This window comes from Rhodococcus opacus B4 (assembly GCF_000010805.1).
Lineage (GTDB): Bacteria > Actinomycetota > Actinomycetes > Mycobacteriales > Mycobacteriaceae > Rhodococcus_F > Rhodococcus_F opacus_C.
Window position 1 is genome coordinate 2849499 of record NC_012522.1, and the last position, 25950, is coordinate 2875448.

The following is a 25950-nucleotide window of genomic DNA, read 5'->3' on the forward strand; positions in this document are numbered from 1 at the left end:
ACTTTGCCACTCACATGGGGGTCAGCCGTGGACGTGGAGCGGTTTGCCGGCCACCGCCATCAGCGCCTCCCCGAGTGCCTCGCCCTGGGTGGGGTGGGCGTGCACGTATTTCGCCGCCTGGGCGGCGTCGACCTCGAAGTTGTACAGCAGCTGCGCCTCACCGATCAGCTCGCCGACGCGGTCGCCGACCATGTGCACACCGACCACGACACCGTCCGGCGCGACCACCAGCTTGACCGCCCCCGACGTCTTGAGGATCTGACTCTTGCCGTTGCCGGCGAGATCGTGGACGACCGTCCGGATCTCGTCGCCGAACTTCTCCCGCGCCGCGGTCTCGGTCAACCCGACCGACGCGACCTCCGGGTGGGAGTACGTGACGCGGGGGATGCCGGTCTCGTCGATGACGTCCGGACGGAGCCCAGCGATTTCCTCCGCCACGAAGATGCCCTGCTGGAAGCCGCGGTGCGCGAGCTGGAGGCCGGGCACGATGTCGCCGACCGCGTAGACGTTCGGCACCGTGGTGCGCAGTCGGTCGCTGGTGACCACGAATCCCCGATCGAGGACCACTCCGGTCTCCTCGTAACCCATCGAGGAGGTGTTCGGACCACGACCGACCGCGACCAGTACGACGTCGGCATCGAGCACGTCGCCGGAGTCGAGGGTGACGGACACCGAGTTGTCGTCCTGCGTCACGTCGGTCACCCGCACGCCTGTCTTCGCGGCGATCTTGCGACGACGGAACGCCCGCTCGAGATACTTGGACACCGTCTCGTCCTCGTTCGGCACCAGCCTGGACATCGCCTCGACGATCGTGACCGACGTACCGAACGACGCCCACACACTGGCGAATTCGACGCCGATGACGCCCCCGCCGAGGATGATCGCCTTCTTCGGGACCGACGGCAGCACCAACGCCTCGTCACTGGTGACGACCCTGCCGCCGATGCTGATGCCCGGCAGCGTCTTCGGTGACGAGCCCGTCGCCAGGACGACGGCGGCGCCGGTGATCAGCTCGCCGTCCACCTCGACACCGTTGGGCCCGACCAGCCGTCCACGGCCGTTGACGACGGTGATGCCGTACGAGTCGACGAGGCCCTGCAGCCCCTTGTGCAGCCGGGTGATGATCGTGTTCTGGTAGCTCAGCACTTTCTCGAGGTCGACCCCGCCGAACGTGACGTCGACACCGAACTGCGAAGCCGTGCGGGCGCTGTCGGCGACCTCGGCGGAATGCAGCAGCGCCTTGGTCGGAATGCACCCCTGGTGCAGGCACGTGCCGCCGAGTTCGTTCTCTTCGATCAGAATGACCGATCGGCCCAGTTCGGCCGAGCGGATCGCGGCCGCATAGCCGCCGGAACCGCCGCCGAGGATGACGACATCTGCAGTTCGGTGGGACATGGGAACTCCTTGCTGGAACGGAAAGGGAATCGACATCAGTGCGCGGAGGTCGCGGCGACGGCTTCGGCGTGCAGGCGGCCCGCCCGATAGGAGGAACGCACGAGCGGACCGGACAGGACACCGAGGAATCCGATCTCGCGGGCGATCCCGTCGAGCATCACGAACTCCGCGGGTTTCGCCCACCGCTCCACCGGATGGTGCCGGGCCGAGGGCCGCAGATACTGCGTGATCGTGATCAGCTGGCAGCCGGCGGTGTGGAGGTCCCGGAGGGCCTGGATCACCTCGTCCGTGGTCTCCCCCATCCCGAGGATCAGGTTCGACTTGGTGATCAGACCGTCCTGCCGGGCGCGCGTGATCACCTCGAGGGACCGCTCGTAGGTGAAGGCAGGCCGGATACGACGGAAGATCCGGGGAACGGTCTCCACATTGTGCGCCAGTACTTCGGGGCGAGTGTCGAACACTTCGCGTAGCTGCGCGGCGTCGGCATTGAAGTCGGGGATCAGCAGTTCGACGCCGGTGCCCGGGCACAGTTCGTGAATCTGCCGGACCGTCTCGGCGTACAGCCAGGCGCCGCCGTCGGGCAGGTCGTCGCGTGCCACTCCGGTGACGGTGGCGTACCGGAGGCCCATGGTCTGCACCGATTCCGCGACCCGCCGGGGTTCTCCCCGATCCAGGTCGGCCGGCTTACCGGTGTCGATCTGGCAGAAGTCGCACCGCCGGGTGCATTGGCTCCCGCCGATGAGGAACGTGGCCTCCCGGTCCTCCCAGCATTCGAAGATGTTGGGACATCCGGCTTCCTGACACACGGTGTTCAGGTTCTCGCGTTCGACGAGGGCGGCGAGGTCCCGGTATTCGAGGCCGGTCCGCATCTGTACCTTCATCCACGACGGTTTGCGTTCGACCGGGGTCTGGGCATTGCGGACTTCGAGACGGAGCAGGCGGCGGGTGGCCGGGGCGAGCGGAGATGTGGTCATGGGGAGCTCCTTCGATCGACTGAGACCGATCGGTATGGAATGTCGGGCGGCGCGCGGGCGGCACCGCTCGACGAGGAAAGTGAGGGGAAGGCGAGCGCACGACGACAACCGTTGCAATTACGGCTATCTGGGCTCTCATCGATCGGCGTGTGCGGTCACGTCCGAGCGAGGATCAGTCGAGGATGCCAAATGACGAGGCGTTTTGGCAAGATCGCGCGTTGACTCATCGAAAATGCGCGCGTAACCCTGTTGGTTGCCTCATCGAGGAATGCGCGCGTGCGGCGCGCCTACCCGGCCCGAGGATGGATTGTCGGATAGGCCCGGACGATGGGACTGACGATGAGTCAACGCAAGGCTGTGACGAAGGCGGTCGCGACGCGTTATCGGCGGGCCGACAAGTCCGGGAAGGGCCGGATCCTCGACGAGCTGTGCGCCACGACCGGGTGGCATCGCAATCATGCCCGTAAGGCACTCGCCCAGGCGTGCACACCGCGGATCGTCAGGCCGCGCGTCCCGCGGCCGCCGAAGTACGGGCCGAAAGTGGTGGCGGCGCTGATCTTCTGCTGGGCAGTGCTGCGTATGCCCGCCGGGAAGCGTCTGGCCCCGATCCTGCCCGAGCTGGTGGGAGTGCTGCGCCGCTTCGACGAACTCGACATCGACGACGCTACCGCAGCGTTGCTGATGGGGATGTCGGCGGCCACCATCGACAGGCGCCTGGCCACCGAACGGAAAAAGCACGAGCTGAGGGGCCGCAGCCCACACCAAGCCGGGGTCGCTGCTCAAGTCGCAGATCCCGATCCGCACATGGGCGGACTGGGACGACGCGAAACCGGGGAACGCCCGAGATCGACCTGGTCGGCCACGAAGGCGGCAACGCCGAAGGTGAGCATGCCTACACGCTGACGGTGACCGACATTGCCACCGGGTGGACCGAGAACCGCAGCGTGCGCAACAAGGCCCGCAAATGGGTGATCGCCGCCCTGGACGAGATCGCGAAGATCATGCCATTCGAAGATCCTGGGCGTGGACAGCGACAACGGTTCGGAATTCATCAATCATCACCTCCTGGCGTGGTGCGAGAAACGGAAGATCACCTTCACCCGGTCGCGGCCCGGCAACTCCAACGACGGCTGCCACGTGGAGCAGAAGAACTGGGCGATCGTGCGCACCGTCGTCGGCTACCACCGCTACGACACCGAAGCAGAACTGGTGTTGCGGGGCAAGATCTGGGTGCTGCAGTCGCAGCTGGCGAACTACTTCTGCCCGCAGCAGAAACTCGTCTCGAAGGTCCGCAGCGGCGCGAAGGTCGCCAAGAAGTACGACACGGCGACCACCCCACACCGCCGCGCCGAACACCACGAAGCGGTCGGGAAACAAGACAAGGAGATCCTTGCCGACACCTACGCCCAGCTGAACCCTGCAGCCCTCCAGCGCCGGATCCAGGCACTGACCACCGAACTGCTCACGATCACCACCAGCAAGGCCGGGCCGGCCAAACCCCGCCCCTCCACGCGCGCACTCTCACATGAGTCAACGAATCAGACTTCGCGCGCATCTTGACTCGAGGCAACAGGGATCGTCGCCGCTCGGCGACCGCGAAGGAGCCTGGGGAGACAAACCCGCCCCGTCTGTGTACTGTTTGGCCGACCACAACTGAATACGCCGTTGACGCGCAGCGGGAGAACCTCCTTGTCGGAGGCGCCGTAGGAGCAACTTCCTCCCCGGGAATCTCTCAGGCCCCAGTACCGCAGCGCAGAGGCAACTCTGGAGAAAGAATCGGCCGCACGGCCGGTACTTACCGAAGGTGAAGAGCACGCCGCGCATGCGGTGCGCCCAAACTCTCAGGTTTCAGGACAGAGCGGGGAGGTGCCCCCTTGTCGATGTCCGGTGCGGTCCGGACTCAACGAAACCGGAGTCACCTCTTGTCTGAGATACCTCGCGTCACCCCGCCTGCCAGCGATTTTCCGTCACGCCACATCGGTCCCGACGCTTCCGCCACCGAGCGCATGCTCGGCGCCCTCGGGTACGACACGCTCGATCAGCTCATCGATGCCGCCGTACCCGACCAGATCCGCAGCTCGGAACCTCTGGACCTGCCTGCGGCGCGGTCCGAGCAGCAGGTGCTGTCCGACCTGCGGACGCTGTCGGAGCGCAACGAGACCCGTGTGCAGATGATCGGCCTCGGCTATTCCGACACCATCACCCCCGCGGTACTGCGCCGCAACATGCTGGAGTCGCCGGCCTGGTACACCGCCTACACGCCGTATCAGCCGGAGATCTCCCAGGGCAGGCTCGAGGCGCTGCTGACGTTCCAGACGGTCATCGAGGACCTGACGGCCCTCCCCCTCGCCGGTGCCTCCCTGCTGGACGAGGCGACCGCGGTGATGGAGGCGGTGCTGCTGATGCGGCGCGCGAACAAGGCGAAGTCGGGGACGCCCCGCGTGGTCGTCGACGCCGACTGCCTGCCGCAGACCCTCGCGGTGGTGTGCGGCCGGGCCAGGTCGGTGGGCATCGACGTCGAGGTCGCCGACCTGACCGGCGGACTCCCGGACGGTGACCTGTTCGGCGTCGTGTTCCAGGCGCCGGGGGCCAGCGGGCACGTGCGCGATCTGGCTCCGCTCATCGCCGCCGCCCAGGAGCGGGGCGCACTGACCACGGTCGCCGCCGACCTGCTGTCGCTGACGCTCCTCACCCCGCCCGGTGAGCAGGGCGCCGACATCGCGGTGGGATCCGCGCAGCGTTTCGGTGTTCCGCTGTTCTTCGGTGGACCGCACGCCGGTTACATGGCCGTGCGCAGTGGGCTCGAGCGCATGCTGCCCGGCCGCCTCGTCGGGGTGTCCGTCGACGTCGACGGGAAGACCGCCTACCGGCTGGCACTGCAGACCCGCGAGCAGCACATCCGCCGCGACAAGGCGACCAGCAACATCTGTACGGCGCAGGCGCTCCTCGCCAACGTCGCCGCCATGTACGCCGCGTACCACGGACCGGAAGGGTTGCGTGCCATCGCCACTCGGGTGCACGGGTACGCCTCCGCCGTCGCGGGCAGCCTCCGCACGGCCGGACACTCGGTGGTCCACGACAGCTTCTTCGACACCGTGCTGGTGCACGTTCCGGCCGGGGCCCGCGGCATCGTCGACCGCGCCGACCGCGCCGGCATCAACCTGCGACTGGTCGACGCGGACCACGTGGCGATCGCCTGCGACGAATGCACCACCGACGAGATCGTGGACCGGGTCCTGTCCGCGTTCGGCGCCGGAGTCCAGGCGGGCACGGTCTCGCAACTGCCGCCGTCGCTGCTGCGCACGTCGAACTACCTGCGGCACCCCGTGTTCCACGAGCACCGGTCCGAGACGTCGATGCTCCGCTTCCTGCGCGCGCTGTCGGACAAGGACCTCGCGCTGGACCGCACCATGATCCCGCTCGGCTCGTGCACGATGAAGCTCAACTCCGCAGTGGAGATGGAGCCGATCAGCTGGCCCGGGTTCGCGTCCATCCACCCGTACGCCCCGGTCGAACAGACCAGCGGCTACCTGCAGCTCATCCGCGGGCTCGAGCGGTGGCTCGGTGAGATCACCGGATACGACCGGGTGTCGTTGCAGCCCAACGCCGGATCGCAGGGCGAACTCGCCGGGCTGCTGGCCATCAACGGCTACCACGAGTCCCGCGGCGACCACGGACGCGACATCTGCCTCATCCCGCAGTCTGCGCACGGCACCAACGCCGCCTCCGCGGTGCTGGCCGGCATGCGGGTGGTGGTGGTCGCGACGGCGTCGAACGGCAACATCGACTTGGACGACCTGCGCGCGAAGATCGCGGCGCACGAGGGCACGATCGCCGCGATCATGCTGACCTACCCGTCCACCCACGGTGTGTACGAGACCGACGTGCGGACGGTGTGCGACCTGGTGCACGAGGCCGGCGGTCAGGTGTACGTCGACGGCGCCAACCTCAACGCGCTCGTCGGCCTGGCCCAGCCAGGCAAGTTCGGCGGCGACGTGTCACACCTGAACCTGCACAAGACGTTCTGCATCCCGCACGGCGGCGGCGGCCCCGGTGTCGGACCGGTCGCTGTGCGCAAGCACCTGGCCCCGTTCCTGCCCGGCAACCCGCTCGGCGGCGACCAACTCGGCACTCCTGTGTCGGCGGCGAACTACGGCTCCGCCGGGATCCTGCCGATCACGTGGGCGTACATCGCCCTGATGGGCCCGGACGGGCTGACGGACGCCACCAAGTCCGCGGTGCTCGCCGCCAACTACGTCGCGAAATCGCTCGACGCGCACTTCCCCGTCCTGTACACCGGGCCCTCGGGTCTGGTGGCGCACGAGTGCATCCTGGACCTGCGACCGGTCACGAAGGCGACCGGCGTGACCGCCGAGGACGTGGCAAAGCGGTTGATCGACTACGGTTTCCACGCTCCCACCCTGTCGTTCCCCGTCAGCGGCACCCTGATGGTCGAGCCCACCGAGTCCGAGGATCTGGCCGAACTCGACCGCTTCATCGAGGCAATGATCTCGATCCGCCGCGAAATCGATCTGGTCGGCGACGGCGTGTGGCCGCTCGAACGCAGCCCGCTGCGTCAGGCCCCGCACACCGCGGATCAGGTCACCGCGGACACCTGGGATCTGCCCTACCCGCGGCACCTGGCCGCCTTCCCGGTCGCGTCGCTGCGGGCCGGCAAGTACTGGCCTCCGGTGCGCCGCATCGACGGCGTGCACGGCGACCGCAACCTCGTGTGCTCGTGCCCCGCGCCCGAAGCCTTCGAGAACACCACCGATATCGAACCGCCAATCAAGACCGCAGGAGCAAATTCCTCGGCGCTTGCCGAGACCCCCGAGGAGGCTTTCGCATGACCGTCACCACGACACCCGCGTCCCCGCTGCTCGGCGAACACACCGCGCTCGGCGCCCATTTCACCGACTTCGCCGGCTGGCAGATGCCGCTGAAATACGACAGCGAACTCGCCGAACACCACGCCGTTCGCAAGACCGCCGGACTCTTCGACCTCTCGCACATGGGTGAGATCGCCGTTACCGGAACTGAATCCGGCGCACTGCTCGACTACGCACTGGCAGGCGAGTTGTCGAAGATCGGCGTCGGCCGGGCCAAGTACTCGCTGCTCTGCAACGCCGACGGCGGCGTGATCGACGATCTCGTCGTCTACCGTCTCGCCAACGAGCACTTCCTCGTGGTCGCCAACGCCTCGAACGCCCCGGCCGTGTACCGCGAACTCGCGGCACGCGCCGAAGGTTTCTCGGCAACCGTCGACGACCAGTCCGCGGAGACCGCGCTGATCGCGGTACAGGGACCGGCCGCCCAGGACATCGTGCGGTCCCTCGTCCCCGCCCCGCAGGTGGAGACCGTCGCGGAACTGAAGTACTACGCGGTCACCCGCGCGGCCGTCGCCGGCATCGACGTCCTCCTGGCCCGCACCGGCTACACCGGTGAGGACGGCTTCGAGTTGTACGTGCCGAACGCACAGGCCGTGCAGTTGTGGCGCGCGCTCCTCGACGCCACCACGGCCCATGACGGCGTCCCCGCGGGTCTCGCCTGCCGCGACACCCTGCGCCTCGAGGCCGGGATGGCGCTGTACGGGCACGAGCTGACCCTCGACACGGACCCGTACGAGGCCGGTCTCGGCAAGGTGGTCCGGCTGAACAAGGAGTTCGTCGGACGCGATGCGCTGCAGGCGTTGTCGGAGCAGGCCCCGCAGCGGGTCCTCGTCGGTCTCGCGGGCACCGGACGCCGGGCCGCCCGCGCCGACTACACCGTCCACGACACGACCAGCGGAACGGCCGTCGGCACGATCACGTCCGGCGCCCTGTCCCCGACGCTCGGGCATCCGATCGCGCTGGCGTTCGTCGACATCGCGTTCCGTGAACCCGGCACCGAGCTGACCGTCGACATCCGCGGCAAGAAGGAACCGTTCGTCGTCACCCCGTCGCCGTTCTACCGCCGTTCCTGAACCCTCCCACTCCCTTCGGCCCCGAAAAGGTACAGCCATGTCTCCAGCAGCCTTCCCCGACGACCGCAGCTACACCGACGACCACGAGTGGGTCCTGATCGCGCCGGGCGCCGCTCTACCCGACGAGCCCGTCCGCGTCGGCATCACCTCCCTCGCCGTCGACTCGCTCGGCGAACTCGTCTTCGTCGATCTGCCCGAGGTCGGGACGACCATCGTCGCCGGTGAGGCGTGCGGCGAGGTCGAGTCCACGAAGACCGTCTCCGAGCTGTACCCGCCGGTGAGCGGCCGGGTGACCCTCGTCAACTCCGCCGCCGTCGACGACCCGGGACTGGTCACCTCCGACCCGTTCGGCGAGGGCTGGCTGTTCGCCGTCCAGCCGTCCGGCGCCGGGGAGCTCCTCACCGCCGCCGAGTACGCCGAGAAGAACGGAGTGAACGCATGAGCGTCCTGAACCGTGACCTCGCGGATTTCGATCCGGACGTCGCCGCACTGATCGGCAAGGAACTCGAGCGTCAGCGCACCGGCCTGGAGATGATCGCGTCGGAGAACCACGCGCCGCTCGCCGTGATGCAGGCGCAGGGCTCGGTGCTGACCAACAAATACGCCGAGGGGTATCCGGGCCGCCGCTACTACGGTGGCTGCGAGCACGTCGACTCCATCGAGCAGCTCGCCCTCGACCGCGTCAAGGCCCTGTTCGCCGCGGAATACGCCAACGTGCAACCGCATTCCGGCGCCACCGCGAACGCGTCGGTGATGCACGCGCTGATCAAGCCGGGCGACACCATCCTCGGTCTCTCCCTCGCCGACGGCGGCCACCTCACCCACGGCATGCGGCTGAACTTCTCCGGCAAGCTCTACAACGTGGCGGCGTACGGGGTGTCCGAGCAGGACTACCTCATCGACATGGACGAGGTCGCGAAGGCGGCCCGCGAACACCGGCCGCAACTGATCATCGCCGGCTGGTCGGCCTACCCGCGCCAGCTGGACTTCGCCCGGTTCCGGGAGATCGCGGACGAGGTCGGCGCCTACCTGATGGTCGACATGGCCCACTTCGCCGGCCTCGTGGCCACCGGATTCCACCCGTCCCCGGTCCCGCACGCGCACGTCGTCACATCGACGACGCACAAGACGCTCGGCGGGCCCCGCGGCGGGATCATCCTGACCAACGACGCGGCCATCGCGAAGAAGATCAACTCGGCGGTCTTCCCCGGCCAGCAGGGCGGGCCGCTCGAGCATGTGATCGCGGGCAAGGCAACGGCATTCAAGATGGCCGCCGAACCCGACTTCGCGGAACGTCAGGAACGCTGCCTCGAGGGCGCGAAGGTTCTCGCCGAGCGCCTCAGCCGCCCCGACGTCAAGGAAGCCGGAATCAGCGTCCTCACCGGCGGCACAGACGTGCACCTCGTCCTCGTCGACCTCCGCGACGCCGACATCGACGGACAGCAGGCCGAGGACCGCCTCGACGCGATCGGCATCACCGTCAACCGCAACGCCGTCCCGTTCGACCCGCGGCCGCCGATGGTGACGTCCGGCCTGCGGATCGGCACGCCGGCACTCGCCGCGCGCGGCTTCGGCCGGGACGACTTCGTGACGGTCGCCGACCTGATCGCCCAGGCTCTCGTCGCCCCCGCCGACGCGGACACGACCGGACTGGCAGCCCAGGTCCGCGCCCTCGCCGACAAATACCCCCTCTACCCCGCACTGTAATGACAATCAGTGTGTTCGACCTGTTCTCCGTCGGCATCGGCCCGTCCAGTTCGCACACGGTCGGGCCGATGCGGGCGGCGGGCGCGTTCGTCGACGACCTCGCCGCACTGGGCGTTCTCCGCGACGTCGCGGGTGTCCGCGTCGACCTGTTCGGTTCGCTCGCGGCGACCGGCGCCGGGCACGGGACCATGTCCGCGATCCTCCTCGGCCTCGAGGGGTACCGGCCGGAGACCATCGCCACCGAGGAGATGGAAACGCGGCTGGACGCGGTGCGGGCAAGCAGGCGGATTCGCCTCGGCGGCGAGGTGAGCATCGCGCTCGCGGAGGACGAGATGGTGCTGCATCCGCTGACCGTCCTCGACTTCCACCCGAATGCCATGACCCTCACCGCAATCGGCGCGGACGGACCAGAACTGCACGCGCAGACGTACTATTCGATCGGCGGCGGGTTCGTCGTCACCGGCGACGAGCCGGACGTGGCCGTCGGCACCGTCGCGAACTCGCTGTCGTTCGGGTCGGCGCGCGAGTTGCTGGACCTCACCGAACACTACGGGCTCACGATCAGCGAGGTGATGCTCGAACACGAGCGGGCTCTCCGTCCCGAGTCAGAGGTCCGGGCGCGACTCCTGCACATCCGGGACGTGATGGTCGAGTGCCAGCGACGCGGAATCGGCCGGGACGGGTATCTGCCCGGCACTCTGCGGGTGCGCCGACGCGCTCGCGGCTGGTACGAGCGGTTGAACGTCGAAGACCCCGACCGTGATCCCGCGTTCGCCGAGGACTGGGTGAACCTGGTGGCTCTCGCCGTCAACGAGGAGAACGCGTCCGGTGGGCGGATCGTCACCGCCCCCACCAACGGCGCGGCCGGCATCATCCCGGCGGTGCTGCACTACGCGCTGCACTACACCCCGGCGGGGAAGGCGGATCCGGACGGCACCTCGGTGCGATTCCTGTTGGCGGCAGGCGCAATCGGATCCCTGTACAAGGAGCGGGCCTCGATCTCCGGGGCCGAGGTGGGCTGCCAGGGCGAGGTCGGCTCCGCCGCGTCGATGGCCGCCGCCGGTCTCGCCGAGATCCTCGACGGCAGCCCCGCGCAGGTGGAGAACTCGGCGGAGATCGCGATGGAACACAGTCTGGGTCTGACGTGCGATCCCATCGGGGGCCTGGTGCAGATCCCGTGCATCGAGCGGAACGCCATCTCGGCGGGCAAGGCGATCAACGCCGCCCGGATGGCGCTGCGCGGCGACGGCACCCACCGCGTCAGCCTCGATCAGGTGATCGAGACGATGCGGGCCACCGGCGCCGACATGAGCTCGAAGTACAAGGAGACGTCCACCGGCGGTCTCGCCGTGAACGTGTCGGTGAACCTCGTCGAATGCTGACGCACAATCGGTGCACGGACACGGTGCCGGGGATCCGATCGGGATCCCCGGCACCGTGGTCATGCAGGTGCGGGTTGCAAGAGACCGATCCGGTCGAATCGCGCCGCACGTTCGGAGAGTCGCTGGGTGGTGTCCGCCGCATCGAGGAGCGCCAGCTCGCGGTGGAGCACCGCACCGACCCGGGTACAGAATGCCGTGGATTCCTCCGCTGCGTCCGGGAATTCGGGGATCACCTCGTCCACGATGCCGCTCATGAGGAGATCGGAAGACCGGATCCCCTGCCTGGCGGCCATGTCCGGCGCGTGCTCGATGTCGTGGTGCAGGATCGCGCTCGCGCCCTCGGGCGGGAGGGGCGACAGCCAGCCGTGTTCGGCCGCGAGCACCCGGTCGGCCGGAATCAGCGCGAGCGCGCCGCCGCCGGTGCCCTGCCCGAGTAGAAGCGAGATCGTGGGAACGTCGAGCGACACCATGTCGGCGATGCAGCGCGCGATCTCGCCTGCGAGCCCGCCCTCCTCGGCCTCCTTCGACAATGCCGCTCCCGCGGTGTCGATGACGGTCACCAGCGGCAGGTTCAGTTCCGCCGCCAGCCGCATTCCCCTGCGTGCTTCCCGCAGGGCGGCCGGGCCGAGCGGCGACCGCGTGGTCTGCCCGCGACGGTCCTGCCCGAGCAGGACGCAGGGCATGTCACCGAACCGGACGAGGGCGAGGATCAGACCCGGGTCGATCTCCCCCTGACCGGTTCCGTTGAGCGGAAGGACATCCGAGGCGGAATGGAACATCACGTCGCGCACTCCGGGCCGGTCCTCGCGTCGCGATGCGAGCACCGACTCCCACGCGGGAACGTCCCGCAGACTCTCGCGCACGGCGGGTTCGGCGGGCGCCGGCCGGCCACCACGGCTGGAGGTGATGATGCGCAGCGCGCGGTCGACGATCTCGGCGAGCTGGTCCGGCGGTCGCACCGCGTCGATGAGACCGTGCGCGTGCAGGTTCTCGGCGGTCTGGACACCGCTGGGGAACGGCGCGTCGTACAGCGCCTCGTACACGCGCGGCCCGAGGAACCCGACGAGCGCTCCCGGTTCCGCGATGGTGACGTGGCCCAGTGATCCCCAGGACGCGAACACCCCGCCGGTAGTGGGGCTCCGGAGGTAGACGAGATACGGCAGGTGCGCCTCCTTGTGCTTGATCACCGCCGCCGTGATCTTGACCATCTGCAGGAACGCGGTCGTCCCTTCCTGCATGCGTGTCCCGCCCGATGTGGGGAGGGCCAGCAGCGGAAGCCGCTCGTGGGTGGCGCGGCGGATCGCGGCGACCAGACGCTCCCCCGCCGCCACGCCGATGGAGCCGCCGAGAAAGCCGAACTCGCAGACGAGGATTGCGGTTCGGCGGCCGCGGATGGTGGCGAGGCCGGTCAGCACCGCCTCGTCGAGGCCGGTCTTCTCCTGCGCGCGGAGAAGCTCGTCCGCGTACTCGGAGTCCGCCGCGACCGGTATCGGCGCGGTGTCCCAGGACTCCCAGGTGCCGGCGTCGACCACGAGGTCGAGCAGTTCGGGAGCGGTCAGGCGGGCCATCAGATGCACTCCTTCAGCCACGACATCACGGTGTCGTTGTCCGCGCCGAGGACCGGCGGTGCGGTGTGCCGGGTCTCGGTGACCTCGGTGCCGTCCGGCTCGAAGAACCGCAGCGGCGGGCCGGGCAGCGTGATGTTGCCGAGCGTGCGGTGGTCGACGTCGACGAGCAGTCCCTGAGACCTGGTCTGCTCCCATTCGTAGACCTCGGAGATGGTCCGGACGCGTCCGGCAGGCACCCCGATCCGGTCGAGTTCGATGAGGAGTTCGTCGCTCGTGTATGCGCCGAACGCGTCCTCGACCATTTCCAGGACCTGCTTGTGGTTCTCGACGCGTTCGGGATTGGTGGCCATGCCGGGGGCGTCGGGGTCGAGGTGGAAGCCCGCGCAGAATCGCTTCCACAGTCCCTCACTGCCGACCGAGATCTGCACGGCGCCGTCGGCGGTGCGGAACAACCCGTACGGCGAGATCGACGGATGGTGGTTGCCCTGCGCCTCGCCGACCTCGCCGGCGACGGTCCACTTCGTCCCCTGGAAGGCGTGCACGCCGACGACGCTGGCCAGCAACGACGTTCGCACGACGCGGCCCCGTCCGGTGCGTTCGCGTTCCTGCAGCGCGGCGACGACACCGAACGCCCCGTACATGCCGGCGAGCAGATCCGCGATGGGCACGCCGACGCGCTGGACGTCGTCGGGATTCGGTCCGGTCAGTGACATCAGCCCGGCCTCGCCCTGCGCGATCTGGTCGTAGCCGGCGCGTCCGCCTTCGGGTCCGTCGTGACCGAAACCGCTGATGGACAGGACCACCAGGCGCGGGTTCAGTTCGGCGAGGCGTTCGGTGGTGAATCCCAGCCGGTCGAGGACACCGGTGCGGAAGTTCTCCATGAGGACGTCGGCGCGCCGGACGAGGGCCTCGAGGGTGGCCCGTCCGTCGTCCGCCTTGAGGTCGAGGGTGATCGACTTCTTGTTCCGGTTCGCGGACAGGAAGTAGGTGGATTCCCGCTCGCCGTCGGCCGGGTCCACGAAGGGCGGGCCCCACCCGCGGGTGTCGTCGCCGCCGTGCGGGGTTTCGACCTTGATGACGTCCGCGCCGAGGTCACCGAGCATCATCGCCGCGTGCGGGCCGGCGAGTGCGCGGGTCAGATCGACGACGACCACGCCTTGCAGCGGACCGGTTCGCTCCATCGTTTTCGAGGACATGTGCAACCACCGTTACTTCCTGGCGAGAGCCGCGATATCTGGATTGTTGGTTCAGTGACCTAGTGGACTAGCCAATTAAATGAAACATCTGATCCCGCCGATGTCAAGGATGAAAAGTCGACGGGGGTCTACCCGACAGCGGTCAGAGCCAGCCGGGCACCACGAGAATCGCCCAGGCCGCGAGTGGCCCGATGGCCACGACGAGGGCGCTGTACTTCAGGATCTGCTTGTAGAAGCGGTCTCGATCGACGTTCTGGGCGTTCGCGAGGACCAGCGCTCCGTTCGTCGAGAACGGGCTGACGTCCACGATGGTCGAGGAGATGGCGAGGGCGACGATGACGCCCACCGCCCCCACCTCACCGGCGAGCAGGAACGGCACCGCGAGCGGAATCGTCGCTCCGAGGATCGCCGTCGACGAGGCGAAGGCGGACACGATGGCCCCGATGTAGCAGAGGAGCAGGGCGACGAGGAGAGGCATGCCCAGGCTTGCCACCGCGTTGCCGACGTACTCGACGGTGCCCGCCTCCTGCAGCACTCCGACGAACGTGAGGACGCCGCCGATGAGCAGAACCGTCGACCAGCTGATCTGCGCGATCGCGCCCTTCTGCGCCTTCGGCGAGGCGAGCGCCAGGACGACCGCCACCGTCATCGAGATGAATCCGACGTCCAGGTCGAGGATCAGCGAGAACACGGCGAGCGCCGCGAGGCCGACGAGAGTGAGGGCCTGGTCGAACGTGACACCGGATCGCGCCGGTGCGTCCGGGACGGTCTGCGTCGGGCGCACCTTGGTCGCGGTGGCGCCTCCCGAACCCGGCGCGCCTCCGGTTGCGGGCACTCCTCCACCCGACGCGCCGCCACCGGCTTCTGCAGTTTCCTCGGGGCCGTCGTCGTGCACGCTGCGCCCGATGAGGTCCCGTCCGCCGAGGAAGACGAAAAGGAGCACCCCGATCGCGGCGTTGAACAGGAGGCTTCCGAGGAAGAGGGTGAGCGGGCTGTTGGTCAATCCCGCCTTGGACGCGATGTCGTTGACCGTGACGCCGTAGATGCTGATCGGCGAGAATCCGCCGGCCTGGGCCCCGTGCACGACCATCATGCCCATCAGGAGAGCGTTGATCTTGTAGCGCGCGGCGAAGCCGAGAGCGATCGGCGCGACAATCGCCACCGCGGCGGGACCGAGCGCACCGATCGCGGTGAGCACCGCGGTGATCCCGAACATCACCCAGGGGATCAGCGCGACACGACCGCGGACCAGCCGGACCGCCCCGCGGACCATGAGGTCGACGGTGCCGTTGTTCTGGGCGATCGCGAAGAGGTAGGTGATGCCGACCAGCGTCAGGAACAGGCTGCTGGGGAATCCGGCGATGATGTCGTCGCTGCTCATGTGCAGCGACAGGGTTCCGACGAAGAAGGCGGCAACGAAGCCGAGGGCGCCCATGTTCACGGGCAGCACGGTCGCCGCCAGGAACATGACGGCAAGCGCGATTATGGGAATCAACTCGGTCGACATGAACGTCTCCGGTTCTGTGGCAGTGGCAACTGGTCTCGGCCGGCGCCGACGAGCGAATTGACTCAGTGGCAGATTGGCCTAGCCACTTCATCGAATCAGTGTTGTGGATCACTGTCAACCGGAAGTGTGGGTGCGGTTACATGACTGTGCGAGATACCGTGGAGTAGTTTCAGTGGAATGGAGAGTGGGTGGCCCAGTGGCTGAGCAACTGCGTCCGGTAGCGCGACCGCGGCTGTACGAGGTAATCGTCGAGCAGCTGTGCGCCCATATCGCCGACCACGGGATGACGCCGGGAGACCGCCTCCCCGCCGAGCGCGAACTCGCAGCTCAGCTCGGTGTGAGCCGCGCGTCCCTGAGTCAGGCGCTCGTCGCCCTCGAGGTGCAGGGCGTGGTGTCGGTGCGGCACGGTGACGGCGCCGTACTCGTCCGGCAACCCATCGAGGAACGCGCGGTCAAGGCGCTGCGGGAACACGCCGACCGGCTCCCCGAGGTCATCGAGGCCCGCGAGGCACTCGAGGTCAAACTCGCCGGGCTCGCCGCCGAGCGCCGCACCGACGCGGAGATGGCGGCCATCGATTCCGCGCTGGCGACGATGGAGTCCGAGATCGCCGCGGGTGATCGCGGCGTCGTCGGCGACGAGCAGTTCCACGAGGCCATCACCGTCGCCGCGCACTCGTCGCTGCTGGCCAAGCTGATGCACGAGATCTCGGGGCTGATCCGGGAGACTCGCATCGAGTCGCTCTCTCAAGCCGAACGCCCGCGGGCCTCGCTCGAAGGGCACCGGCGCATTGCGACGGCGATTCGAGACCAGGACTCCGCGGGCGCTTCCCGGGCGATGGCCGACCACATCCGGATGGTGTCCGACGTCGCGCTGCTGCGCGAGGGCGGGTAACGGGGTTACCCGCCGACCACCGACTGCGGCCGGTGGGCACCGAGGACTGCGTCGGTATCGGCGCCGAGCACGGGTGGCGCGGACGTCAGGTGCGGGCGTTCGCCGGCGAAGCTGACCGGGAACGCGATCTGCTGCAGGCTGCCGAGTGTCGGGTGGTCGACCGTGCCGATCATTCCGAGCGCCGCGGTGTGCGGATCGGCGTAGATCTCGTCGAGGTGCCGGATCGGTGACACGGGCACGGCGTGCGCGGTAAGCGTGTCGCACCACTGCTCGACGGTGCCCGATGCGAACGCCGCGGACAGTTCTCGTTCCAGATCACCGCGGTTCGCCACCCTGTCCCGGTTGCGCACGAACCGCGGATCGGTCGCCAGGTGTTCCCGCGCGATCGCCGCGCACAGGCTCCCCCACTGGGTGTCGTTGCCCACGGCGACGACGAAGTACCCGTCGCTCGCGGGAAACGCTTGATACGGAGCGAGATTCGGATGTCCGGATCCCAGCGCACCGGGACGCTCCCCGGTCGCGAAGTAGTTGGTCGCCCAGTTCACGTGCAGCGCGAGCTGACATTCGAACAGGGACGTCGTCACGTACTGCCCCCGGCCGGTCCGCGACCGCTCCACGAGAGCCGCGAGCACGCCGATCAGTCCGAACAGCGCGGCCCCCAGGTCGCCCATCGCGAATCCGGCCTTCATCGGCGCCCCGCCCGGCTCACCGGTGAGTGACATCAGTCCGCCTGCGGCCTGCGCGATCATGTCGTAGCCCGGTTCGTCGCGCAGCGGACCCTGCTCCCCGAACGCGGAGATGTGCAGCACGACCAGATGCGGGTACCGCTCGGACAGCGTCCGGTAGTCGAAGATCCGCTGTAATCCACTGCCGGGCTTGAAGTTCTCGACGACGACGTCGGTCTCCTCCAGAATCCGGTGGATGACGTCTCGTCCCTCTTCCGATTTGAGGTCGACCGTCACCGACTTCTTGCCCCGGTTGATCGCGAGGTAGTACGTGGCGTCGGGGCCGACGAACGGCGGACCCCACGACCGGGTCGGGTCGCCGCCGTCGGGGTGCTCGACCTTGGTGACGTCGGCGCCGAGATCCGCGAGCGACATGGTGGCGTACGGTCCGGCGAGGATCTTGGACAGGTCCAGCACCCGGACACCCGCGAGGGGCGCCGGTCCGGCTTGGGTGGTGTTCACAGGAGAGCTCCTGTCGCAGAGTCGGATCGGGGTGCGGCAACCCGCGCGGCGGCCGCGTTGACGTCGGTGCCGTCGACGACGGCCGCGAGGTGGCGGAGGGCTGCCACCGGGACGTCGTCGGAGAGATAGGCGTTGGCGACGAGCAGCGACCGGTAGCCGCTGCCCGAGGTGATCGCGAAGTCGGCGAGGTCGTAGAGCAGGGTCGACATCGCCGCGCGGGCCAGTTCGTTCGCGTAGCGTGCGCATCCGGCCTGCGCGGTGTCGTCGTCGCCGGCGACGAGCACGTCGCCTTCCTCGACCAGGTCGTCCCACCGCCGGACGAGCATCTCGACACCGGCGGCGCAGTCGGGTCCGAGCCCGGCGAGGATGGCGCGCATCGTGTCCGCGAGTTGGCGGTGCGCACCGAATTTGCGCATGCACCGCAGCACGTCCAGGGCGATGACGTTGCTCGACCCCTCCCAGATCGAGCCCAGGTGGGCGTCGCGGACCAGGCGGGCGTGCGCCCATTCCTCGATGTAACCGTTGCCGCCCCGAACCTCCATGGACTCGCCGGTGACCACCCGCGCCCGCTTGCAGATGTAGTGCTTCGCGAGCGGGGTGAGGACCCGGATCAACCCGCGCGCGGAGTCGTCGTCGGCGTCTGCTGCCTGCAGACACTGCGCGCTGTACGCCACGAGGGCGAGCGCCGCCTCGGCGTCGAGGGCGAGCGGCAGCAGGGTGGCGCGCATGAGGGGCTGATCGAACAGCTTCTTGCCGAACACTTCTCGCTGCCGGGTGTGGTCGACGGCGTCGCGCACGGCCCGGCGCATGAGCGCGCTCGACCGCATCGCGTTCGACAGCCGCGACGTGTTCACCATTTCGGCCATCTGCCGGAACCCGCGGTCGAGTTCGCCCACCTGCAGGGCGTACGCACCGATCAGCGACACCTCACCGCTGGGCATCGACCGGGTGCCGAGCTTGTCCTTCAGCCGGTCGATCGTGTAGCTGTTGCGCTCACCGTTCGGCAGAACCTTGGGCACCATGAACATTCCGACGCCGCGCGTCGTGTGGTTTTCGCCGCCGGGGAACCGGGCCAGCGTGATGACGACGTCGGCGTCGGGATTGGACGCGAACCACTTCTTCCCGGTCAGCCGCCACCCGTCGCCGTCGCGCTCCGCGACGGTCTCCGTGCGCGCGATGTCCGTGCCGGCCTGCGGTTCGGTCATGAACATCGCGCCGGTCATCGCACCCTCGGGTTCCGTGGAGGTCAGCGCGTCGATCCACGGCCCGAACACGTCGGGGTTACCGAACATGCGCAGCGTGCGGGCGGCGGCGTCCGTCATCGACACCGGGCACGCGAGCCCGAACTCGGCCTGCACGAAGACGTACGACGCGAGGTACTTCACCAGGTGCGGCGGGACCGCGTCCCAGCCGTGCAGGCCCCGGCGGTGCGAGAGCGCCGACAGTCCGTATTCGCTGTACGCGGCGCGGCACAGCTCCTGGTAGGCCGGGTGGTACGAGATCCGGTCGATGCGGTCACCGTCCCGGTCGAACTGCTCGAGCACGGGCGGGTTCTTGTCGGCGGTGGCGGCGAGGGCGTCGAGCCGTCCGGCGGCGTCGGCGCCAAGCCGGCCGAGCAGGGCGTTCAGCTTGTCGCGCTCCGACGCCGCGGTCCAGCGGTCGACGACGGCGCGCAGGGCGGGATCGGTGTGAGCGAAATTCATGAGTGAGCAGCATCTTTCCGGGTCGAGGTGTGGACGGGGAGAGGCCCGGTTTCCGAGTTTCGCCGGGCTTCGCCCCTGCGGAGCAGCAGCGTCATGCAGGCGAGGGACAGCACGACGTAGCCGAGTCCGAGGGCGACCACCGGCCAGATCGAGTCGGTGCGGGTGAGCAGGAACTGGCAGAGCATCGGGGCGGTTCCGGCGAAGATCGCCGTGGACAGCTGGTACGACAGCGAGATTCCGGTGTAGCGGACGGCGGTGGGAAAGACCTGGGCGAGGATGCCGGCGAGCGCCGCGTAGTACATCGCGTGCGGCGCGGTGGCCAGCACCATGCCGAGCACGGCCAGCGGCACCGAACCGGTCTGGACGAGGAGGAACATCAACGGCAGCAACGCGAGTTCGGGCAGTAACATCCACCGGATCGCCCGCGACGGATCGATCTTCGTGGCCAGTACTGCGCCGAACGGCTGGACGAGTACCTGCGCGACGAGCGCGATGGTGATCACGAACAGGAAGTCGCCGCGGTCGAAGCCGAGATCTGCGGTGGCCCAGGCGAGCGCGAACGTGGTCTTCACGTAGGTGATGGCGACACCCGCGACCACCGCACCCACGCCGAGGACGAGTTCGACGGGGTGCGAACGCAGCACCTCGACGAGCGGCATCCGGGTGCGTTCCTGCGCGACGACGGCCTTCTTCATCTCCGGGGTCTCCGAGATGCGCAGCCGGATGTACAGCGCGACGACGACGAGTGCGGCGGACGCGAGGAACGGCAGACGCCAGCCCCAGGACTCGAACACGCTGTCCGACAACAACGTCAGCGCGAGGAATGCCAGGGTCGCCAGCAGGTTGCCGACCGGCGAACCCTGCTGCGCGAACGCGCCGTACAGCACCTTCTTGTTCGGTGGCGCGAATTCGGTGGCGATGAGTACGGCGCCGCCCCATTCGCCGCCCATGGCGACGCCCTGGACCACCCGGAGCGCGACGAGGAGGATGGGCGCCCAGATCCCGATCTGCGAGTAGGTGGGGAGACAGCCGACGCCGACCGTTCCGATTCCCATCAGGATCAGCGTGATGATCACGGCGTTCTTGCGGCCGAACTTGTCGCCGAAGTGACCGAACACGATCCCGCCGAGCGGACGGGCCACGAACCCGATCGCGAACGTCGCGAACGCGGCGAGGGTGCCCACGGCGGGCGAGGCGTCGGGGAAGAACAGTCGGCCCAGCACGAGTGCCGACGCGGTGCCGTAGATGTAGAAGTCGAACCATTCGATGGTCGTGCCGACGAAGGCGGTGACCCCCGCCTTACGGGCCTGCCGGGTGCTGTATTCGGGCGGTGCCGCGTCGCGGCCGGGATTCGGATTCACGGTTCTCCCTGACTTTCGTGCTCGTCACACCGAGGTAGAGGTGGTGTGCATCACTATGGTCCGGATTCCGTGTAGAGTCCAAGACTTAATTCAGCTTGTTTAGGTGATCCAGACACATAGTCCCCGAGGAGCGTCATGGAACTCCGTCACCTGCACGCCTTCCTCGCGGTGGCCGAGGAACTGCACTTCGGACGGGCCGCCGAGCGTCTCCACGTCGCGCAGTCGCCGCTCAGCCAGACGGTGCGAGCGCTCGAACGGGAGCTGGGCACCGACCTGTTCGTCCGCACCACCCGTTCGGTGCGGCTCACGGCCGCGGGCGAGGCGCTGGTGGCCCCGGCCAGGGTCATCGAGGCACAGCTCGGGATCGTGCGCGGCATCGCGCAGGCGGCGTCCGCCGGGGAGACCGGACGCGTCACCGTCGGCTTCGGCGGCGCCGGCGGCTACACGGTGCTCTCGGTCCTCGCCCGGTCCCTCGCCGACACCTACCCCGGAATCGAACTGGGACTGCGCCCCCAGATGTACTCCGGGGAGGTGCTCGACGCCCTCGCCCGCGGGACCCTGGACATGGGCATCGTAGGACTGCCGGTCCCGCGAGGCTTCGCCACCCACACCGTCCGCGAAGAGGCACTGATGCTCGCCGTCCCCGCCGGGCACCGCCTCGCGGACGCCGGTGCGGTGGCACCGCAGGAACTGGCGAGCGAACGGTTCGTCATCTATCCCGCCGAACACGGCTCGGTGGTTCGCGATGCCACGCTCGCACTCTGTGCAGCAGCAGGATTCGCCCCCGTCGTCGCGCACGAGGCGCCCGACCCGTACAGCCTCCTCGCGATGGTCGGCGCCGGGGTCGGAGTGGCTGTGGTCGTGGATTCGACGGCGCACCTCACGATGGACGGTGTGGAATACCGCCCCATCGCGGGCGACGTCCCCACCCTCCCCATCGCCATGGCCTGGCAGGACTCCAATCCGTCACCCGCGGTGCAGACGGTTACCCGCGTACTGCGCGAGGCGATCGGGGATGTGGGCCACATCGATGCGTGACCCCTCCCCTGCACCCTCAGGGCCGGCCCGGCTCACATCGACCTCACCCCCGAGAACCCAGGCGAGGGCCGGGAGCGCGAAATCCTGACTGTAGAGCAGAAATTCAATCCCCGGGAGAGCCATCCTGACCTCCCGAGCGAGCACCCCCACGACTACGCGGGTCGATGCACCGGCATAGGCGAACGTGACCGTCCCCGCCTCCCCGCGATCGGCGGCCGGCACGGCTGCGCGAGGTGAAGCCGCTCGGCGGCTCGGCCGCAACATAGTTCCTGCTACCACTGAGCCTGTTTCAGGAGAAACCCATGACAACTGCAACATCGTCGCCGCCCGCGATGACGCCCGGTCGCGCCGCGACGGCCGCGCTCCTCGGCAGGCTCTGGAGTACTACGACTTCTTCGTGTACGGGGCCGCGGCCGCTCTGGTCTTCAATGTGCTGTTCTTCCCCGCCGGCGTTGGCTGAATTCGGACCGGCCGGCGAGTGTCCACGTTGTGGTCCTTGTCGCCGCCCCTGCGCAATGTGATGACCGCCACGGTGGTCGAGTCAAAGATAAAAGCGGGTGCCGAACGGTCTGTGTTCCGATGTGAAACACCCCTGCCACGGTGATCGGGCCTGTGCACGATTCAACTCCCCGTCACCGGTATCAGCCGCGGGATACTCTGGGATCACAACCCTCCAAGAGCGGGATGACTCGAACCGGCCATCGGCGTGGTGAAATGGCCGGGATGGGATGTGCGATGGCCGAATTCGATCCGTTGGCCACCCAGCGTGACAACGCCGGGAACATCACCGCGGAGTTGGAAGCCGACGGCTTCTCCGATATCCGAGAGATCGGGCGTGGCGGCTTCGGGGTCGTCTATCGCTGCCGTCAGCCGCAGTTGGATCGCACGGTCGCGGTCAAGGTCCTCGCCGCGGACCCGGCCGCCGAGGACCTGGAACGATTCCTGCGCGAGCAGCGGGCAATGGGCCGGCTGTCCGGGCACCCTCACATCGTCACCATTCTGCAGGTCGGCACCACCCCCGCGGGCCGACCGTACCTCGTGATGCCGTATCACCGGCACGGCTCGCTCGACGCCGCGATCCGCCGCACCGGCCCCCTCAGCTGGGCCGACACGCTGCATCTGGGGGTTGCGCTGGCCGGGGCGCTCGAGACCGCCCACCAGGCCGGAATCGTGCACCGCGACGTCAAGCCCGCGAACATCCTGCTCACCGAGTATGGCGACCCGCAGCTGGCCGATTTCGGGATCGCCCGGATTTCCGGGGGCTTCGAGACCGGTACCGGCGTCATCACCGGTTCGCCCGCGTTCACCGCCCCCGAGGTGCTGGCAGGGCAGAGCCCCACCCCGGCGTCGGACATCTACAGCCTGGGCGCGAGCCTGTTCTGCGCACTGACGGGGCACGCCGCGTTCGAGCGCCGCAGCGGCGAAGACCTCGTCGCCCAGTTCGTGCGGATCACCACGCAGCCGGTGCCGGATCTGCGGGATCCGGCCATTCCCGGTGCGGTGAGCGCGGTGATCGGACACGCCATGGCTGCCGAACCCACGGCCCGGCCGGGCACAGCGGCGGAGCTCGAGGCCGAACTGCGGGGCGCATTGACCCGGCCCGCGCCGGAATCGGTGCTCATGCCAGCGGACACACCCGTCGGCACGCCACGTCGCCGACGTGCACCGCCGACTCCCGCGACGAAGTTCCGGCCACCCACTGCACCGAAGTCCCTGGTGCGCCGGGCTCGGCTGCTCGAGACTCTGCGGGCCGCGCGACGGCGCCGTCTGGTGCTCATTCACGCGCCCGCCGGGTACGGCAAGTCCACCCTCGCCGCCCAGTGGCGTGACGTGCTCCTCGCCGGAGGCACGGCGGTGGCGTGGCTGTCCGTCGACAACGACGACAACAATCTCGTGTGGTTTCTCGCGCATCTGATCGAGGCGATCCGGCGTGCCGAGCCCGCTCTGGGCCACGATCTCGGTCAGGTACTCGAGGACCGCGGCGCCGACGCCGACCGTTACGTGCTGACTTCACTGGTCGACGAGGTCCACGACCGCGGGCTGCCGGTGGCGGTCGTGATCGACGACTGGCACCGGGTCACCGATTCCGCGACCGTCGCCGCCCTGAGCTACCTGCTCGACAACGGCTGCCATCACCTTCAGCTCATCGTCACCAGCCGGACTCGATCAGGACTGCCGCTCGGCCGGATGAAGGTTCGCGACGAACTGGTCGAGGTCACCGACACGGACCTGCGTTTCGACCTCGACGAGTCCACCCGCTTCCTCGTCGACGTGAACGGACTCGCGCTGGCCGAATCCGAACTTGCGTCGCTGACACGGTCCACGGACGGGTGGGTCGCCGCTCTGCAGCTCGCGTCCCTGTCGCTCCGCGATCGACCCGATGCAGGAGAATTGATCGCCCACCTGTCGGGGCGACATCACGCCATCGGTGAGTTCCTCGCCGAGAATGTGCTGAGCGCACTCGAACCCGACCTTCTCGACTTCCTGATGGCCACCTCGATTCCGGAACGAATCTGCGGCGACCTCGCGGGAGTCCTCGCGGACACGCCGCGCGGGCAGGCCCTGCTCGAGGAGGTCGAAGAGCGGGATCTGTTCCTGCGCAGCCTCGACGACGACCGGGACTGGTTCCGCTATCACCATCTGTTCGCCGATTTTCTCCGACGCCGACTGGAGCGCGACGCACCCGAGCGGCTCGCACGGTTGCACCGGAGAGCGTCGGACTGGTTCGCCGACCACAACGCGCTCGGTGAGGCGGTCGATCATGCCCTGGCCGCCGGCGATGACGACCGTGCCGTCGACCTGGTCGAGTCGCACGCGATGCGTCTGATCGAAAGTTCGAAGATGGGAACGGTTCTCGCGCTGGTCGCGAAACTTCCCGCACCGCTCGCGCAGAGCCGCGCCCGGCTCCAGCTGATCGTCGCGTGGGCCAACGTCCTGCTGCACCGGCTCGAGCCGATGCGGGGCGCCTTGGTGCTCGTCGAGGCCGCCCTCGACGAGCACACCCTGACCGAGGCGCAGACGGTCGATCTACGAGTTGAGGCGGCAGTCGTCGCCGATGTCGCCCGGTGCCACGCCGATGCCATCGACGAAGTCGGCGAGGAGGTCCGCGAATGCCTCAGACGTCCCGACACGCTTCCGCCATTCGTCGTCGTCGGCGCAGCGGACGTCACCTCCTTCGCCGACATCTGCGCCTTCGACTTCGATGCCGCCCGGCGACAGCAGGACTGGGCACGGGTTCTCTACCAGCAGACCCACGGCCCGCACTTCGGGATGATCGGGCACTGTTTCGCCGGTATCGCCGCCCACGAACTCCTCGACATCACCGCCGCCGAGAACCACTTCCGGGCTGCCTGGGACCTCGCTGTCGCCTCCGTCGGCGTCCACTCGTACGCGGCGCAACTGTCCGGGGCTCTGCTCGGCGACCTGCTGTATCAGCAGGGCATGATCGATGAGGCCGAGCGCCTGCTCGACGCCAGTTACCGCCTCGGCGCCGAGGGCGGCGTCGTGGATTTCATGCTCGCCAGTTACGGCACCGGGGCCCGGATCAAGGCGCTGCGCGGAGACATGTCCGCGGCCGTGCAGCGGTTGGACGAGGGCGCCGCCACGGCCCGGACGTTGTCACTGCCACGGCTGGCGGCAAGGATCGACAACGAGCGGATTCGCTGCGGATTGGACCCGGGCATCGACTTCCGCGCCCGGTTCCAGCAGCGATCGGAATCTGAACAGCAACCGGACGGCATCCGCACTCGCACAACCGAAACCGACGAAGACTCCCACATCCGGCTACTCTTGTCCGCCGGCTCCTATGACAGTGCCTGTGCCCGGATGGAGGCGGTGGTACGGACACTCGAAACCGCCCGGCGACCGCGGGCCCTCCTCGAGGCCAGTGTGCTGTACGCCCGGTGCCTCGCCGCCGCGGGCAGGACCACCGTCGCGAAGCAGGTCCTCATCCCCGTCGCGGCGACCTGCGCACAGTGCGGTCTGCCCCGCCTACTCGCCGACGGCGGCGAACCCGTCACCGAGCTCCTCGAGGAGATAGCAGGCGATCGCCGACGCGGATAGCGCCACGCTTCGGTAC

At 68.5% G+C, this 25950-nt stretch carries 16 protein-coding genes, 2 pseudogenes and 1 riboswitch; of the genes and pseudogenes, 10 read left to right on the plus strand and 8 right to left on the minus strand.

Annotated elements, in window-relative coordinates; genetic code table 11:
• Positions 1-21: 21 nt before the first annotated feature.
• The gene (lpdA, locus tag ROP_RS13170; RefSeq protein ID WP_012689852.1) at positions 22-1395 is read right to left on the minus strand and encodes a dihydrolipoyl dehydrogenase; all 1374 of its coding nucleotides are present in this window, start codon (positions 1393-1395) and stop codon (positions 22-24) included.
• A gap of 35 nt (positions 1396-1430) precedes the next feature.
• Positions 1431-2369 carry a lipoyl synthase gene (gene lipA, locus ROP_RS13175; protein WP_012689853.1) on the minus strand — a complete coding sequence of 313 codons (939 nt, stop codon included), beginning with the start codon at positions 2367-2369 and terminating at the stop codon, positions 1431-1433.
• Positions 2370-2696: 327 nt separating this feature from the next.
• Between lipA and ROP_RS44805 the strand changes: the two are divergent.
• The 6 genes and pseudogenes from ROP_RS44805 (at position 2697) to ROP_RS13210 (ending at position 11420) form a co-directional block, all read left to right on the plus strand.
• Positions 2697-3929, plus strand: a pseudogene (locus ROP_RS44805) (integrase catalytic domain-containing protein).
• Between the two features lie 106 nt (positions 3930-4035).
• Positions 4036-4127: riboswitch (glycine riboswitch) on the plus strand.
• A gap of 122 nt (positions 4128-4249) precedes the next feature.
• Positions 4250-7219, plus strand: coding sequence for an aminomethyl-transferring glycine dehydrogenase (gene gcvP, locus ROP_RS13190; RefSeq protein ID WP_043824695.1), 2970 nt, complete (start codon positions 4250-4252; stop codon positions 7217-7219).
• Positions 7216-8331 (plus strand): glycine cleavage system aminomethyltransferase GcvT, encoded by a 1116-nt coding sequence (gene gcvT, locus ROP_RS13195; protein ID WP_012689858.1) that lies wholly within the window; start codon positions 7216-7218, stop codon positions 8329-8331. The genes gcvP and gcvT overlap by 4 nt, the downstream gene beginning before the upstream one ends.
• A gap of 37 nt (positions 8332-8368) precedes the next feature.
• Positions 8369-8773: a glycine cleavage system protein GcvH gene (gcvH, locus tag ROP_RS13200; RefSeq protein WP_012689859.1), complete on the plus strand. Its 405-nt coding sequence runs from the start codon at positions 8369-8371 to the stop codon at positions 8771-8773.
• Positions 8770-10038 (plus strand): serine hydroxymethyltransferase, encoded by a 1269-nt coding sequence (glyA, locus tag ROP_RS13205; protein WP_012689860.1) that lies wholly within the window; start codon positions 8770-8772, stop codon positions 10036-10038. The genes gcvH and glyA overlap by 4 nt, the downstream gene beginning before the upstream one ends.
• On the plus strand, positions 10038-11420 hold the full coding sequence (locus ROP_RS13210) for an L-serine ammonia-lyase (RefSeq protein WP_012689861.1): 1383 nt from the start codon (positions 10038-10040) through the stop codon (positions 11418-11420). The genes glyA and ROP_RS13210 overlap by 1 nt, the downstream gene beginning before the upstream one ends.
• A gap of 59 nt (positions 11421-11479) precedes the next feature.
• Here the strand turns inward: ROP_RS13210 and ROP_RS13215 are convergent, their stop codons facing one another.
• From ROP_RS13215 to ROP_RS13225, 3 genes are all read right to left on the minus strand, one after another.
• Positions 11480-12988, minus strand: coding sequence for a carboxyl transferase domain-containing protein (locus ROP_RS13215; protein ID WP_012689862.1), 1509 nt, complete (start codon positions 12986-12988; stop codon positions 11480-11482).
• Positions 12988-14184 (minus strand): CaiB/BaiF CoA transferase family protein, encoded by a 1197-nt coding sequence (locus ROP_RS13220; protein ID WP_012689863.1) that lies wholly within the window; start codon positions 14182-14184, stop codon positions 12988-12990. Before ROP_RS13220 ends, ROP_RS13215 begins: the two co-directional genes overlap by 1 nt.
• A 142-nt stretch (positions 14185-14326) precedes the next feature.
• On the minus strand, positions 14327-15691 hold the full coding sequence (locus ROP_RS13225) for an SLC13 family permease (RefSeq protein ID WP_012689864.1): 1365 nt from the start codon (positions 15689-15691) through the stop codon (positions 14327-14329).
• Positions 15692-15887: 196 nt separating this feature from the next.
• Between ROP_RS13225 and ROP_RS13230 the strand changes: the two genes are divergently transcribed.
• Positions 15888-16583, plus strand: coding sequence for a FadR/GntR family transcriptional regulator (locus ROP_RS13230; RefSeq protein WP_012689865.1), 696 nt, complete (start codon positions 15888-15890; stop codon positions 16581-16583).
• Between the two features lie 5 nt (positions 16584-16588).
• On the opposite strand, the gene ROP_RS13235 is transcribed toward ROP_RS13230, so the two are convergent.
• Genes ROP_RS13235 through ROP_RS13245 form a run of 3 tightly spaced genes read right to left on the minus strand, consistent with a single transcriptional unit; the run spans position 16589 to position 20834 of the window.
• Positions 16589-17770, minus strand: coding sequence for a CaiB/BaiF CoA transferase family protein (locus ROP_RS13235; RefSeq protein WP_012689866.1), 1182 nt, complete (start codon positions 17768-17770; stop codon positions 16589-16591).
• Positions 17767-19473: an acyl-CoA dehydrogenase family protein gene (locus ROP_RS13240; RefSeq protein ID WP_012689867.1), complete on the minus strand. Its 1707-nt coding sequence runs from the start codon at positions 19471-19473 to the stop codon at positions 17767-17769. Before ROP_RS13240 ends, ROP_RS13235 begins: the two co-directional genes overlap by 4 nt.
• Positions 19470-20834: an MFS transporter gene (locus tag ROP_RS13245; RefSeq protein WP_012689868.1), complete on the minus strand. Its 1365-nt coding sequence runs from the start codon at positions 20832-20834 to the stop codon at positions 19470-19472. The genes ROP_RS13240 and ROP_RS13245 overlap by 4 nt, the downstream gene beginning before the upstream one ends.
• 135 nt (positions 20835-20969) lie before the next feature.
• Here ROP_RS13245 and ROP_RS13250 point away from each other — a divergent pair, with 135 nt between their 5' ends.
• The 3 genes and pseudogenes from ROP_RS13250 to ROP_RS13255 all read left to right on the plus strand — a co-directional run bounded on the left by ROP_RS13250 (position 20970) and on the right by ROP_RS13255 (position 25934).
• Complete coding sequence (locus tag ROP_RS13250) at positions 20970-21872, plus strand: LysR substrate-binding domain-containing protein (protein WP_012689869.1); 903 nt, start codon at positions 20970-20972, stop codon at positions 21870-21872.
• A gap of 302 nt (positions 21873-22174) precedes the next feature.
• Positions 22175-22323 (plus strand): annotated as a pseudogene (locus ROP_RS45060) (MFS transporter); the annotation flags it as partial.
• Between the two features lie 284 nt (positions 22324-22607).
• Positions 22608-25934 (plus strand): serine/threonine-protein kinase, encoded by a 3327-nt coding sequence (locus ROP_RS13255; protein WP_012689870.1) that lies wholly within the window; start codon positions 22608-22610, stop codon positions 25932-25934.
• Positions 25935-25950: the final 16 nt, after the last annotated feature.

Coding starts and splice junctions, on each gene's coding strand:
- ROP_RS13215 (WP_012689862.1), bottom strand. CDS start 12,988: ATGGCCCGCCTGACCGCTCCCGAACTGCTCGACCTCGTGGTCGACGCC.
- ROP_RS13240 (WP_012689867.1), bottom strand. CDS start 19,473: ATGAATTTCGCTCACACCGATCCCGCCCTGCGCGCCGTCGTCGACCGC.
- ROP_RS13210 (WP_012689861.1), top strand. CDS start 10,038: ATGACAATCAGTGTGTTCGACCTGTTCTCCGTCGGCATCGGCCCGTCC.
- lpdA (WP_012689852.1), bottom strand. CDS start 1,395: ATGTCCCACCGAACTGCAGATGTCGTCATCCTCGGCGGCGGTTCCGGC.
- ROP_RS13250 (WP_012689869.1), top strand. CDS start 20,970: ATGGAACTCCGTCACCTGCACGCCTTCCTCGCGGTGGCCGAGGAACTG.
- ROP_RS13255 (WP_012689870.1), top strand. CDS start 22,608: ATGGCCGAATTCGATCCGTTGGCCACCCAGCGTGACAACGCCGGGAAC.
- lipA (WP_012689853.1), bottom strand. CDS start 2,369: ATGACCACATCTCCGCTCGCCCCGGCCACCCGCCGCCTGCTCCGTCTC.
- glyA (WP_012689860.1), top strand. CDS start 8,770: ATGAGCGTCCTGAACCGTGACCTCGCGGATTTCGATCCGGACGTCGCC.
- gcvH (WP_012689859.1), top strand. CDS start 8,369: ATGTCTCCAGCAGCCTTCCCCGACGACCGCAGCTACACCGACGACCAC.
- gcvP (WP_043824695.1), top strand. CDS start 4,250: ATGTCCGGTGCGGTCCGGACTCAACGAAACCGGAGTCACCTCTTGTCT.
- ROP_RS13220 (WP_012689863.1), bottom strand. CDS start 14,184: ATGTCCTCGAAAACGATGGAGCGAACCGGTCCGCTGCAAGGCGTGGTC.
- ROP_RS13225 (WP_012689864.1), bottom strand. CDS start 15,691: ATGTCGACCGAGTTGATTCCCATAATCGCGCTTGCCGTCATGTTCCTG.
- gcvT (WP_012689858.1), top strand. CDS start 7,216: ATGACCGTCACCACGACACCCGCGTCCCCGCTGCTCGGCGAACACACC.